The organism is Cellvibrio sp. (assembly GCF_039207905.1).
Taxonomy (GTDB): domain Bacteria; phylum Pseudomonadota; class Gammaproteobacteria; order Pseudomonadales; family Cellvibrionaceae; genus Cellvibrio.
In genome coordinates this window covers 61,700-73,590 of record NZ_JBCECX010000022.1, presented here as the reverse complement: position 1 = coordinate 73,590, position 11,891 = coordinate 61,700, and the positions used below count along the sequence as shown (strand labels likewise).

Here is an 11,891-nt window from a genome sequence, read left to right as displayed (position 1 = left end):
TGGAAAAACCCGAGTTCGAACTCAAGGGCTATCACGCCTATTTTTTCGATTCAGGCACCAAACACTATAACGGGGTTGCCATTTACACCCGCCTGCAACCAAAAGCGCTTATCTACGGCTTGGGTTTTGCTTCGGGCGTAGATATGGAAGGCCGTTATCTGCAAGTGGATTTCGAGCAATTAAGCATTGGCTCGCTCCTCGCGCCCAGCGCAAGCTCCGAGATGGAATCGCAAGAAGTCAAAATCAAATTCTTTGATGATTTCCAGGCCCATCTGGACAAAATTACCCGCAAGCGCCGCGAGTATATTTTCTGTGGCAATTGGCAGATGGCCCACACACCTAAAGATGTGAGCAACAGCACCGCCAATCAGCATAATTCTGGTTTCTTGCCTCATGAGCGTCAATGGTTGAGCCAATTGTTTAACCAAATCGGCTACGTGGATGCATTCCGCAAAGTGAATAAAGACGGCGACGAATACAGCTGGTGGCCAAATGGCCTTAAAGATGACGGCGACGGCTGGCGGACTGATTTTCAGGTTGTCTCCAATAGCCTCGGCCCCAAAGTCGAATATGCAGCCATCTACAAAACCCAGCAGTTCTCCAGCCATATGCCGGTCATTATTGATTACGACATAGAGCTGTAAAACCTGGATCTTGTAGGTTTGGAATCATTAAAAAACCCGCTGCGGTAATCCGGAGCGGGTTTTTTTATTAGCGCGAATAAAGAACTCTGCGATTAATCCACTTTCAGCGCATCATAAACTACGACTTTGCTCCAAAGGTGTTGGTGCTCATCGACAAACTTTTTATGCAGCGGATGCACTTGATAGGCGTCCTGCCCCGCGACATCATCAAAACCCAGCAGCTCTGACACGTGGTAAGAGTTATCCACCACATCGCGTTTTTCCGTCGATGCAGGAACGCCCACATGGATGCTGCGCACAGTTTCAATCGCCGCGAGGGATCTAACACCCGCGATCAATTTAGCGCGGTCGGCTGCCGAATCCGGATTCTTGAGCCAGAAAAAAACATGGTGCAGTAATTTAGGCATGGCGTTGCTCGCTGTAGTAGGTGCCGCCAATGCGCCGGCGGATGCAAGCGCGGCGCCGGCAACGGCACTGGCGGTAAGGAATTCACGGCGTGTAGTAGTCATCTTCGCTCCTTTTTCACAGGTATTTTTTCGTCAGGAAGCAAACAATCGCCGCGATTCCTGACGCGCGCAATCATTTTTACGCAAGATTACCCAACCCTTACAAAACACTCGCGAATTATTTGCATTCCAGCAAATAACTATTCGGGATCTTGCATAAACTCCTGCAAGACGCGATTGAGGAAGCGACGCCCCAAGGCTGTGGGGCGGGCAAAGCTCTGTTCAATTTCCACCAGATTCTGCCGTGTTAATGACTGCCATATTTCATCTACCGCTTGCCAAGAAAGCCCCGTGCGCTCGGTGAAATAATTGACCGGCACACCGGCATGCAAACGCAGGGCATTCATCATAAATTCCAACGGCAGTGCATCGGGTAACAATAAATCGCTACCGCCGCCAAATACATTTTGATGCCCACCCAGATTGGTAGAAATTTTTTGCGAACTTGCCGCATCCAAATAATGTTTCGGCAAACGGGTTTTCCACAGGCGCAGAATTTTATTTTCTGCAGGCAAAGTAACCTTGCCATGCGCGCCTGCACCGGTTCCCAAATAATCGCCAAACTGCCAATAATTGAGATTGTGGCGCGCGCGTTTTTCATCGCGCGCGTAAGCCGATATTTCATATTGCTCGTAACCGGCGGACGCTAATAGTTCAATGCCATCGTCCTGAATATCCGCGAGGATTTCTTCCTCTGGCAACACTGGCGGTGCAGAATAAAATGCGGTGTTTTGTTCAATCGTCAATTGATACCAGGAGAGATGTTCCGGTGCCAGGTCAATCGCCTGCTGCAAATCGGCTTTGGCATCAGCGACCGATTGCTCGGGCAAGCCGTGCATTAAATCCAGATTGATATTATCGAAGCCCGCTGCGCGTGCAACGCCAACCGCGCGCAAAGCTTCAGCGCGTCCGTGCACACGACCAAGCAATTTTAATTGATGATCATTAAAACTTTGGATACCGATAGATAAACGGTTAACACCCGCTGCGCGGAAGCCGGAAAATTTTTCCTGCTCAAAGGTGCCCGGATTTGCTTCAAGAGTAATTTCGATATCCGACTCAAAACCAACAATGCGTTCTGCATCTTTTAATATCTGCCCAATCGCTTGCGCCGACAACATGCTCGGTGTACCACCGCCAAAAAAAATGCTGGTGAGCTTGCGTCCCTGTGCGAGAAGTTGGTCTTGTTGCAAATCAAAGCGCAATGCAGCGACGTAATCCGCCTCTGGAATATCATCATTTGCCTGATGGGAATTAAAATCGCAATAAGGGCATTTGCGAATGCACCAAGGCACGTGGACATAGAGCGATAGCGGTGGTAATTGTAGCGCTAGAGGTGGCAGATGCAGCGACATTTTATTTGTCCGCTAACACTGAAATTTTTTGCAACAATTCCTGCATAGCTTTACCGCGATGACTGATGCGATTTTTCTCCGCTTTATCCAATTCAGCCGACGCACAATTGTGGCTGGGCACAAAAAATAATGGATCGTAACCAAAACCGCCTTCACCACGCGGCTCACTGAGAATCACACCCTCCCACACGCCGTGGCATAAAATCGGAGTTGGATCTTCTGCATGACGCATAAACGCCAACACTGCATGGTAGCGGGCAGTGCGTTGTGATTCCGGAATACCAGCTAATTCTTGCAGTAATTTTTTATTGTTATCTGCATCTTTTGCACCTTCGCCTGCGTAGCGCGCAGAATAAATTCCAGGACGGCCATTGAGAGAATCAACTTCAATGCCAGAGTCATCAGCGATGGCAGGCAAGCCGGTTTTTGCGCAGGCATAGCGCGCTTTGATGATAGCGTTTTCCACAAAGGTTAAACCGGTTTCTTCTGCATTCTCGCTAAAAAAATCCGATTGCGGCACCACCTCAAAACCACAGCCGCTCAACAATTGCTGGAACTCGCGCAACTTTCCTGCGTTACCGCTGGCAAGGACAATTTTTTTCATGATAAAACCCAATTCATATTAACAATGCAGTGAAAGAAAAGGCGCCTCTTGGCGCCTTTGCGTGCAAACTCAAGCGTTGTTTTATTCAGTGTAAAGCGTGCGATTAAAATTAATCGTCATAGGTTTACTATTGGCATCAGCTTTCACCTGAACTGTAAAGTGCAAGACTTCTTCGTTATTAAAAACGAAAGGTGCTAAATAATAAGTTGCATCACCTTCACTTACCTCCATAAACGTCAAGCCTTGCGTCTGCTGCATCAGGTTTTTTGTGCTGCCACTAATAACCGCAGGCAAGCCCAGTGTGGTATTGCCATTTTCATTTTTGGTCAGGCTGATATTAACCAACGCGCGATCTTTACCGCGCACCAGCTTATAAGCCTCCGCCACTTTTGCAGGGATATTAGTGCTGTTGAATACGTTGTAATGCACAGTGTACTCACCAAATTGTTGCGTAGTGCTGATTTCTTTTGGTTGATCGATTTGTGCTTGCACCGTTACGGCAACAAGACTCAACAAAACTGCCTGTAGTAATTTTTTCATATCAACTCCGATAATCAATGGCTGAAGTGAATTCAGCAGCAGGCTATTTACTTACACACTATTTACTTAAATGATAAATCGCCGTCTCGCCAAACAGGTTGGGCATAAAATCTTTTAAGGTTTGGCCGGATTGTTCGTTGACTACTTGCCGGTGGATTACTTTGATATTGCGCTCACGGCACAGCACTTCAAAATCTTTGAAGGTACAGAAGTGAATGTTCGGCGTGTCGTACCATTCGTAAGGTAACAAATCGGATACAGGCATACGGCCGCGCGTGGCCAGATAAAAGCGCGCTTTCCAATGGCCAAAATTGGGAAAGGTGACTATGCATTCTTTACCGACGCGCAACATTTCATCCAGCACCAGATGCGGAAAATGCAAGGTTTGTAGCGCTTGCGTCATCAATACCGTATCAAAACTTTTATCGGCAAAATTACCCAGACCGCGATCGAGGTTTTGTTCGATTACGTTTAAACCTTTGTCGATGCAGGTATTGATTTGCTCTGCATCAATTTCCAAACCGTAACCTTGTACTTGTTTGGTATCGATCAAAAATTTCAGCAGTGTGCCATCGCCACAACCCAAATCGAGAATGCGGCTGTCTTGCTTAATCCAGTGTTGGATTTCATTGAGATCTATACGCATCAGATTTTCACTCCGGCAAGATAGCGACCGAAAACTTGCTCGTAGCGTTCATCGGGTAATAAAAAAGCATCGTGGCCGTGTTTGGATTCTATTTCCGCGTAGGTGACCGGGCGATTGGCGCCAACCAGTGCGTTGACGATTTCGTGCGAGCGCTCGGGCGCAAACCGCCAATCGGTACTGAACGAAACCACCAAAAATTTTGCATTAGTTTGTTTAAATGCAGTTACCGGATCGTCGCCGTATTCGCGTGCGAGATCAAAATAATCGAGCGCTTTGGTGATGCGAATATAAGAGTTCGCATCAAAGGTATTCGCGAAACTATCACCCTGGTAGCGCAGGTAACTTTCGATCTGGAATTCAACCGGCTCATCGCTGCCGAGTTCAAAACTGCCGCTGCGCAAATCGCGGCCGAATTTTTCGCCCATCGCAAAATCGGAGAGATAAGTGATGTGGCCGATCATGCGCGCAACCGCCAAGCCATTTTTTGGCAGGGTGTTGTGCTCAATGTAATCGCCATCGAAAAAATTCGGATCGCTGATAATCGCTTTGCGCGCGGCTTCATTGAACGCAATATTTTGCGCAGACAATTTCATCGCCGATGCAATCACTACCGCGTGGCGAATACGCTGCGGATAATCGAGCGCCCAGCGCATCACCTGCATGCCGCCAAGGCTGCCACCGATAATCGCGGCCCAAACATCAATACCCAATACATCAGCCAAACGCGCCTGACTTGCAACCCAGTCGCGCACGCGGATCATCGGGAAATCGGCGCCCCAGGCTTTGCCAGTTGCCGGATTGATTGAGCGCGGTCCGGTCGAGCCGTGGCAGCCGCCGAGGTTATTGAGTGCCACGACGAAAAATTTGTTGGTATCTATAGGTTTGCCGGGGCCGATATAGGCGTCCCACCAGCCGGGGCGTTTGTCGTCCATGCTGTGGTAGCCGGCCGCATGGTGATGGCCGGACAGCGCGTGGCAAATCAACACAGCATTGGATTTGGCTGCATTCAACTGGCCATAGGTTTCGTAGACCAGTTCGTACTCATCAAGCGTCCTGCCGCAGGCCAGCAACAGCGGCGCGGTGAAGTGATGGGTTTGGGGAGTGACAAGACCCACCGAATCGGCAGGTATCTGGTTTGGCATGGCTATCTCTTAAGTTTTGTGGCACTGCAGCTGGCGTGATTTTAAATGGCGCAAGTCTAAAGAGAGCGGCCTGTAGCTGCAAGGTTAGTCTGGTATTTAGGGCGACGCGAGAATTGTTCACGCACCAATAAAAAAGCCAGGCATCGCTGCCTGGCTTTTCCGTATCAATATTAATTACTTGCCGTAGTAGCCAAGATATTTGGTGGCGTACTTGCGCAGCTTCTTATCAGTGGCTTCGGCGGCGACCTTTTCAACCGTTGGTTTGTAGTCCAGGTTGCGGCTGCCCGCCAACGCACGCACTGTCCAGGCAATCGCATCCAGACGCTCGCGATCCAGTGTTTGCTGATAGTTTTTCTCGGCCGTGCTGTTCAGCAACACCAGCAATTCCGGTTGGTAATCCTGACTGTAGTGAATGCGCTTGGACGCGAGCAGGATCAGCTCACTGTTGTCGCTTTTCAGCATATTGGCAAAACGCTGGTTGAGCGTTGGATGAGTCGCAGCCGGCCAAGCTTTTGGCGCGATCAGCGGGTTCAACTTCGCGTAAACCGCCAGATTTGGCAGCGCTTGCTCGGCGTGTTTTCTCAATTTTTTGTGCGGCGCTTCGGCGATGATTTTCTCAATGGTCGCGCGGTATTTTTCGTTCCCTGAGTAACCCAAGGCTTTGGTCAAATGGGCGACGTAGTTGATGGTCACTTTATCGGTCGCGTTCGGCAGCGACTTGAGTGCATTGGCTTCGACCAGATCAAATAATTGTGGTGACGACAAACCAGCCCACTCCAACTCTTTAGCCGCTCTTTCCTGTTCCAGCTGGCTGCCGGATTGGAATACTTTGACAAACTCTTCCGGGGTCGACGGTTGTGCTTGCGCGAAACTGCTTACTACCAGTGCGGCAACCATTAACAATGCTCTTAACAACATAGGTCTATCTCCTTTTCATAACAATACACCGGCCATGAACGCGGCCGGCACTTAACACAAAGCTGGCGGTTACCAGCGTTTGAAAATCAGCGAAGTGTTGATCCCACCAAAGGCAAAGTTGTTGCTCATGATGATGTCGGTTTTAATCTCGCGTCCGGTGCCGGTGAGGTAATCGAGCGGTGCGCAGTTGGGGTCGATATCCTGCAAGTTGGCGGTGCCGTGAAACCAGTTGTCGTGCATCATCTTGATACTGGTCCAAGCCTCCAAGGCGCCGCAGGCACCGAGAGTATGGCCGGTAAAGCTCTTGAATGCACTGATCGGGGTATTGCTGCCAAACAGCGAGTGGGTCGCGTGACTTTCGGCGATATCGCCGCGATCGGTCGCGGTGCCGTGAGCGCTGATATAGCCGATGGCGTCCGGCGTAAGTCCAGCATCATCAAGTGCCATTTGCATGGCAATGCGCATGGTTTCGGATTGCGGTTGCGTGACGTGGGTGCCGTCGGAATTAGTGCCAAAACCGATCAGCTCAGCATAGATACGCGCACCGCGCGCTTGCGCATGCTCCAGTTCTTCTAGGATCAATGTGCCTGCACCCTCGCCAATCACCAAACCATCGCGGTCGCGATCAAACGGGCGCGGCGAGGTATGGGGGGCATCGTTGCGGGTACTGGTCGCAAACAGGGTGTCGAACACAGCTGCTTCGCTCGGGCACAGCTCTTCCGCGCCGCCCGCAACCATCAGCTTTTGTTTACCGTACTTAATGGCCTCGTAGGCGTAACCTATGCCCTGGCTGCCCGAGGTACAGGCACTGGACGTCGGGATGACGCGGCCTTTTAACTGGAAGAACACGCCAATATTGACTGCTGCGGTGTGGCTCATCATCTTCAGATAGGAGTTGGCGTTGATACCGGCAGCATCGCCCTCCAGCAACATATAGCCGAAATCCTTGATCGCATCGGGACTGCCGGTGGACGAGCCATAACTCACCCCCATGCGCCCGTCCTGGATACTTTCATCGCCCAGCAATCCGGCATCAGCCAGTGCCTGTTCAGTTACGGCGGTAGCCATAAGTGCAACGCGACCCATGCTGCGAGTCAGGCGACGGTTAAAGTGGGCGGGTTTTTCAAAATCGGTTACTGGCGCACCGAGGCGGGTATTGAATTCGCGGAACCTGTCCCACTCGGCCATGTGGCGAATGCCGGTTTTGCCTTCGAGCAAATTGGCTTTGACCTGCTCCCAGCTGGAACCGATAGGGGAAATACCGGCCATGCCAGTGACTACAACGCGCTTCATTAACACAGGCCTCCATTGACCGAAATCACCTGGCGGGTGATATAGGCCGCCGCGGGAGTCATTAAAAATTTCACCAGTGCCGCCACTTCTTCCGGCTTGCCGACCCGGCGCGCCGGGATCATTTTGAGCGCTTCTTCGAGCGGCACATCGTCGACCATCTCGGTCTCAATCAAACCGGGGGCGACGCAGTTGACGGTGATATCGCGCTTGGCCAATTCGATGGCGAGCGACTTGCTGGCGGCAATGATACCGGCTTTGGCGGCGGCATAGTTAGCCTGCCCGCGATTGCCGATCAAACCCGACACAGACGCGAGCGTGACAATACGGCCAGCTTGGCGACGGCGCACCATCGGCATAATAAGCGGGTTGAGCACATTGTAGAAACTGTCGAGATTGGTGTGGATCACCGAATCCCATTCCTCGCCAGTCATAGCGGGGAAGGCGTTGTCACGCGCGATACCGGCGTTGCATACCACACCGTAATAAGCGCCGTTGGCTTCGACATCAGCTTCCAAAACCGCTTTGGTCTGGGCGCGATCAGATACATCGAACTGCAGGACGCGCGCACGGCCGCCTGCTTGGGCTATCTCATTGGCAACTGCATCGGCTTGCTCGCGCTGGGAGCGGCAGTGCAGCACTATTTCATAACCGTCATCGGCCAATGACAGTGCGATTGCCTTGCCAATGCCGCGGCTGGAGCCGGTCACCAGAATGCTGAGATTGGAATTATTATTTGTCATGGTTTTGCCCCTTAACCCACTTGCCCGGATTGCAGGAACTGCTCCGGATCTTCTGGCTGAAAAACGTTGATATTGGCACTGGCGTTGATGTCGCCCGGCCCCTGCAAAGTACATTCGAACACGCTCAAACCCTGATCGCCGGTGACGATTTCTTTCACATTCACCTGCAATTGCGCACCAGTTGGAAAATACGCGTGGCTGACTGTGTAGCGACGGCTGCCGACTAGAAAACCGATCTTCACCGGTTGTCCGGCGCGGCGCGCGCGGCAGCCACCAAAAGCGGCGATGGTCTGCGCCATCAGCTCAATTCCCACCCAAGCCGGCATACCATTGGTATCGACAAAAGGTGCGTCGGCACGAATAGTCACCGAGGCTTGCAGCTCGACGTCATCCCAGTGCTCGATCTGGTCGAGCAGCACCATAGTGCCGGTGTGCGGCACGACTGATTCAAACGAATAGCACGGAAATTGGCTCGCCTCAGTCATGGCTGCGCTCCAAAATCAGGGAAATATTGTTGCCGCCAAAGGCGAAGGAATTGCTCATCGCGTAATTCAATGGCTGGTTTAACTGGCGCTCGCCCAAACCGGCAAGTGCAGCCAGTTGCGGATCATTTACCCCATCGCCCAGTTGCGGCGGGACTTGGCCATCATCGCGCACCAGGCTGAGATAACAAAACACTGCCTCCAGTGCGCCCGCTGCACCGAGGGTATGGCCGGTGAGCGATTTGGTCGAGCTGCAGGCGATAGTGGGGTTATCGCTAAAAACCCGCGCGACCGCAAGGCTTTCCATGCGGTCGTTTTGCTCAGTAGCAGTGCCGTGCAGGTTGATGTAGCCGATGTCTGTCGGCGCCAATCCGGCTTGCGCCAGCGCCGCGCGCATCGCCGCTTCTGCGCCGCGACCTTCGGGTTCAGGAGCGGATATATGATGCGCATCAGAAGTTTCGCCCACACCGCCCAAGCGCACCAAACCGGGTTCGCGGCTGAGGATTATCAAGGCCGCCGCCTCACCGATATTGATGCCTTTGCGGTTCAGGCTGAAGGGATTACATAGCTCATCGCTCACGGCAGCGAGCGACATAAACCCCTCCACCGTCAGCTTACACAAGCTATCGGCGCCGCCGACAATCACTGCATCGCACACACCCAACTGCAACAAGCGCGCGCCGCTGGCAATTGCCTTGGCGCCGGAAGTACAAGCGGTGGAGATAGTCCAAGCCGGACCTTGCAGCTGTAATTCAGTGGCGAGGTAAGTGGACGGCGCGGCTATTTCCTGCTGGCTGTAGTGGTAGGCCGCAGGCAGTTCGCCGTGGTGCAGATGATGGGCAACGGCAGCTTCGCCTTCAGCAATACCGGAGGTGCTACTGCCCAAAACAACACCAATGCGATGGGCGCCAAAGCGCTGTTTAAGCGCGTCGATCTCGCCACGAATAGGCGCAAGCGCCGCGTGCAGCAGCGAGTTATTGCGGGTATCGGCCTTAGGTGGCAAATCGGCGACCAGACCCAGCGGCAGCGGGCGACCGGCGCTGTAAGCGTCGGTCTTCACTAATGGCGAAGGCTCATCGCTAAACAAGCGCGCATTAATACTCTGGATATCATTACCCAACGCGCAAATGGCCGATGCGTGATGTAAGTAAATGGGTGTCATTGCACAGGCTCCAAGCGCTCGGTCGCAATGGTAATGGTCATAGGTTGGAGCTGATGCTGCAGCACAACCACCTCGGCCTGCCCGACCGATTTTTGCGTCATACCTTCTACTACCGAAACCGGCGCCGGGCCATAGCTGGCGCCGATAATCGGGCGACCGCGATGACTCAGTACCCGCGTCTTTGCCGTACTAGTGACCTGCCAATCGGGCGTCGCTCGCAGCGCTGTTTGCCAATCGGCCAGCGGCCACCAGACCAGCATGCTACTGGCGAGCAGGAAGCGCTCGGGCAAACCTTCCGGCAACTCGGGCGAGCGCCAGGTTTGCAGTGCATCGCCCTGCTTTTGTACCGATAACAAGCGGCGGCCAAGTGGGTCGAGCAACACCAAGGTAATGCCCGCGCGCGTTTGCGCCAGCGCGCCGGTGAGCTGGTAATTCTGCTGTTGGTAGTTGATATGCAACTGCTGCAGCGCCTGCCAGCAGCAGTTGCTCGCCGGAGTCGCGGGCAGCGGCAAGTCCGCCAGGGTTTGCACCTGACGGCTCACACAACCGCTAGTGATCAGCACCAGCAGGGCAATTGCACCGGAAACGATTAGTCGCGACAAAGTTCCACCAGCGTATTCAGGCGGCGACCGGGTTCGGCGACAAAGGGGTTGTTGGTGTCCCAGGCGTAACCGGCGAGGATCGAGCTGATCATGCCGCTGATTTTGGGCGAGGCCTTGTCTTGGCGGAAGAACACCACATCCTGGAAACGGCCGTCGTACCAGCCACTCACGTAATGGCGGAAAGTATCTACACCGCGCTTGAGCGGGATGGCGTACTCGTTTTCCCAATCGACAGTTTCGCCTTTGAGCTGACGATCTACCAAAGGCGCGGACAGGCTCGCGGATTTCATCGCGATAGTCACGCCCGAGGAGAATACCGGGTCGAGGAACTCGCCGGCGTTGCCGAGCAGGGCGAAATTTTTACCCCACAGGGATTTCACATTGCAGGCGTAACCGCCGAGTTTTTGCACTGGCGTATCGAATACGGCATTGCGCAACAGCGGGCCGAGATCGGTAGTCTCATTTACAAAGGTTTGCAGGCAGGCTTTCAGGTCATCCTTGCCCTCAAAGTAGTGGCTCTCGCCCACCACACCGAGCGAACAGCGGCCGCCGGCGAAAGGAATCAACCAGAACCAGACATCCTCGTGTTTGGGATGCACAGTGATCAGGATCTTGTTGCGGTCGTGCTCTGGCAGGCTGGGGTGGACAGCGCTGTCGATATTGTCCTGAATATGGGTGAACACGGCGGAGCGCAATGGAAAGTTTGAGGGCAATTCCAGATCCAGCAAGCGCGGCAATACACGGCCAAAACCCGAGGCATCGAGCACAAAACGGGCGTTGAGTTGGTAGGCATCGCCGTTGTCCGGCTGCACTTGCAGCTCGGCGCCATTGTCATTGAAGGCGAGCGAGGTCAGGGCGTGGCCGTAGCGGATTTCCACACCCTGCTTTTCTGCTTCCGAGGCAAGCAGATGATCAAAGGCCGCGCGCTGTACCTGAAAAGTAGTGCCGGGGCCGGGAGAAAACTTGTCGGTAAAATCGAAAAAGCTGTAGTTGCCGTTATGGGTAAAAGCGGCGCCGTTTTTGAATTGGAAACCGGCGTTGTTTACCGCATCAAGCATGCCCGCTTCGGCAATAAATTCCATGCACTGGGGCAGCAGGCTTTCGCCGATGGAAAAGCGCGGAAAATGCTGGCGTTCGATAACAACAACCTTGTGCCCCTGGCGATTGAGCAAGGCACTAACAATAGCACCGGAAGGACCGGCGCCAACAACTGCAACGTCAGCCGTGTGGATCTGGATACTCATCAGGGATTCCCTT

General features: G+C 53.2%; 14 protein-coding genes. 1 reads left to right on the top strand and 13 read right to left on the bottom strand.

What is annotated here, in order from left to right; all coding sequences use genetic code 11:
- Positions 1 to 644: exodeoxyribonuclease III (locus tag AAGC78_RS14345; RefSeq protein ID WP_435784780.1), on the top strand; the 644-nt coding region annotated here is incomplete at its 5' end.
- 92 nt (positions 645 to 736) lie between these two features.
- Here the strand turns inward: AAGC78_RS14345 and AAGC78_RS14340 are convergent.
- The 13 genes from AAGC78_RS14340 to AAGC78_RS14280 form a co-directional block, all read right to left on the bottom strand.
- Positions 737 to 1,153: a Dabb family protein gene (locus AAGC78_RS14340; protein WP_435784779.1), complete on the bottom strand. Its 417-nt coding sequence runs from the start codon at positions 1,151 to 1,153 to the stop codon at positions 737 to 739.
- A 137-nt stretch (positions 1,154 to 1,290) separates the two neighbouring features.
- Positions 1,291 to 2,505: a radical SAM family heme chaperone HemW gene (gene hemW / locus AAGC78_RS14335; protein ID WP_435784778.1), complete on the bottom strand. Its 1,215-nt coding sequence runs from the start codon at positions 2,503 to 2,505 to the stop codon at positions 1,291 to 1,293.
- A 1-nt stretch (position 2,506) separates the two neighbouring features.
- On the bottom strand, positions 2,507 to 3,109 hold the full coding sequence (locus AAGC78_RS14330; RefSeq protein WP_435784777.1) for an XTP/dITP diphosphatase: 603 nt from the start codon (positions 3,107 to 3,109) through the stop codon (positions 2,507 to 2,509).
- An 81-nt stretch (positions 3,110 to 3,190) separates the two neighbouring features.
- Positions 3,191 to 3,649, bottom strand: coding sequence for a DUF4426 domain-containing protein (locus AAGC78_RS14325; protein WP_435784776.1), 459 nt, complete (start codon positions 3,647 to 3,649; stop codon positions 3,191 to 3,193).
- 58 nt (positions 3,650 to 3,707) lie between these two features.
- Positions 3,708 to 4,295 carry a methionine biosynthesis protein MetW gene (gene metW, locus AAGC78_RS14320; protein ID WP_435784775.1) on the bottom strand — a complete coding sequence of 196 codons (588 nt, stop codon included), beginning with the start codon at positions 4,293 to 4,295 and terminating at the stop codon, positions 3,708 to 3,710.
- Positions 4,295 to 5,437 (bottom strand): homoserine O-succinyltransferase MetX, encoded by a 1,143-nt coding sequence (gene metX / locus AAGC78_RS14315; protein ID WP_435784774.1) that lies wholly within the window; start codon positions 5,435 to 5,437, stop codon positions 4,295 to 4,297. Before metX ends, metW begins: the two co-directional genes overlap by 1 nt.
- Positions 5,438 to 5,611: 174 nt before the next feature.
- Positions 5,612 to 6,355: a hypothetical protein gene (locus AAGC78_RS14310; RefSeq protein WP_435784773.1), complete on the bottom strand. Its 744-nt coding sequence runs from the start codon at positions 6,353 to 6,355 to the stop codon at positions 5,612 to 5,614.
- Between the two features lie 69 nt (positions 6,356 to 6,424).
- A complete protein-coding gene (locus AAGC78_RS14305) occupies positions 6,425 to 7,648 on the bottom strand; it encodes a beta-ketoacyl-ACP synthase (protein ID WP_435784772.1) in 1,224 nt (407 codons plus the stop codon).
- Positions 7,648 to 8,388, bottom strand: a complete 741-nt coding sequence (gene fabG, locus AAGC78_RS14300) for a 3-oxoacyl-ACP reductase FabG (RefSeq protein ID WP_435784771.1) — start codon at positions 8,386 to 8,388, stop codon at positions 7,648 to 7,650. Before fabG ends, AAGC78_RS14305 begins: the two co-directional genes overlap by 1 nt.
- A gap of 11 nt (positions 8,389 to 8,399) precedes the next feature.
- Positions 8,400 to 8,873, bottom strand: a complete 474-nt coding sequence (locus AAGC78_RS14295) for an ApeP family dehydratase (RefSeq protein ID WP_435784770.1) — start codon at positions 8,871 to 8,873, stop codon at positions 8,400 to 8,402.
- Positions 8,866 to 10,032, bottom strand: coding sequence for a beta-ketoacyl-ACP synthase (locus AAGC78_RS14290; RefSeq protein ID WP_435784769.1), 1,167 nt, complete (start codon positions 10,030 to 10,032; stop codon positions 8,866 to 8,868). Before AAGC78_RS14290 ends, AAGC78_RS14295 begins: the two co-directional genes overlap by 8 nt.
- Complete coding sequence (locus tag AAGC78_RS14285) at positions 10,029 to 10,634, bottom strand: DUF3261 domain-containing protein (RefSeq protein ID WP_435784768.1); 606 nt, start codon at positions 10,632 to 10,634, stop codon at positions 10,029 to 10,031. The genes AAGC78_RS14290 and AAGC78_RS14285 overlap by 4 nt, the downstream gene beginning before the upstream one ends.
- Complete coding sequence (locus AAGC78_RS14280; RefSeq protein ID WP_435784767.1) at positions 10,622 to 11,878, bottom strand: NAD(P)/FAD-dependent oxidoreductase; 1,257 nt, start codon at positions 11,876 to 11,878, stop codon at positions 10,622 to 10,624. Before AAGC78_RS14280 ends, AAGC78_RS14285 begins: the two co-directional genes overlap by 13 nt.
- Positions 11,879 to 11,891: the final 13 nt, after the last annotated feature.

Bases quoted from the DNA above. Each gene is read 5' to 3' on its own strand.
- fabG (WP_435784771.1), bottom strand. From the start codon at position 8,388: ATGACAAATAATAATTCCAATCTCAGCATTCTGGTGACCGGCTCCAGC.
- AAGC78_RS14305 (WP_435784772.1), bottom strand. From the start codon at position 7,648: ATGAAGCGCGTTGTAGTCACTGGCATGGCCGGTATTTCCCCTATCGGT.
- hemW (WP_435784778.1), bottom strand. From the start codon at position 2,505: ATGTCGCTGCATCTGCCACCTCTAGCGCTACAATTACCACCGCTATCG.
- AAGC78_RS14325 (WP_435784776.1), bottom strand. From the start codon at position 3,649: ATGAAAAAATTACTACAGGCAGTTTTGTTGAGTCTTGTTGCCGTAACG.
- AAGC78_RS14340 (WP_435784779.1), bottom strand. From the start codon at position 1,153: ATGACTACTACACGCCGTGAATTCCTTACCGCCAGTGCCGTTGCCGGC.
- metW (WP_435784775.1), bottom strand. From the start codon at position 4,295: ATGCGTATAGATCTCAATGAAATCCAACACTGGATTAAGCAAGACAGC.
- metX (WP_435784774.1), bottom strand. From the start codon at position 5,437: ATGCCAAACCAGATACCTGCCGATTCGGTGGGTCTTGTCACTCCCCAA.
- AAGC78_RS14310 (WP_435784773.1), bottom strand. From the start codon at position 6,355: ATGTTGTTAAGAGCATTGTTAATGGTTGCCGCACTGGTAGTAAGCAGT.
- AAGC78_RS14280 (WP_435784767.1), bottom strand. From the start codon at position 11,878: ATGAGTATCCAGATCCACACGGCTGACGTTGCAGTTGTTGGCGCCGGT.
- AAGC78_RS14295 (WP_435784770.1), bottom strand. From the start codon at position 8,873: ATGACTGAGGCGAGCCAATTTCCGTGCTATTCGTTTGAATCAGTCGTG.
- AAGC78_RS14290 (WP_435784769.1), bottom strand. From the start codon at position 10,032: ATGACACCCATTTACTTACATCACGCATCGGCCATTTGCGCGTTGGGT.
- AAGC78_RS14330 (WP_435784777.1), bottom strand. From the start codon at position 3,109: ATGAAAAAAATTGTCCTTGCCAGCGGTAACGCAGGAAAGTTGCGCGAG.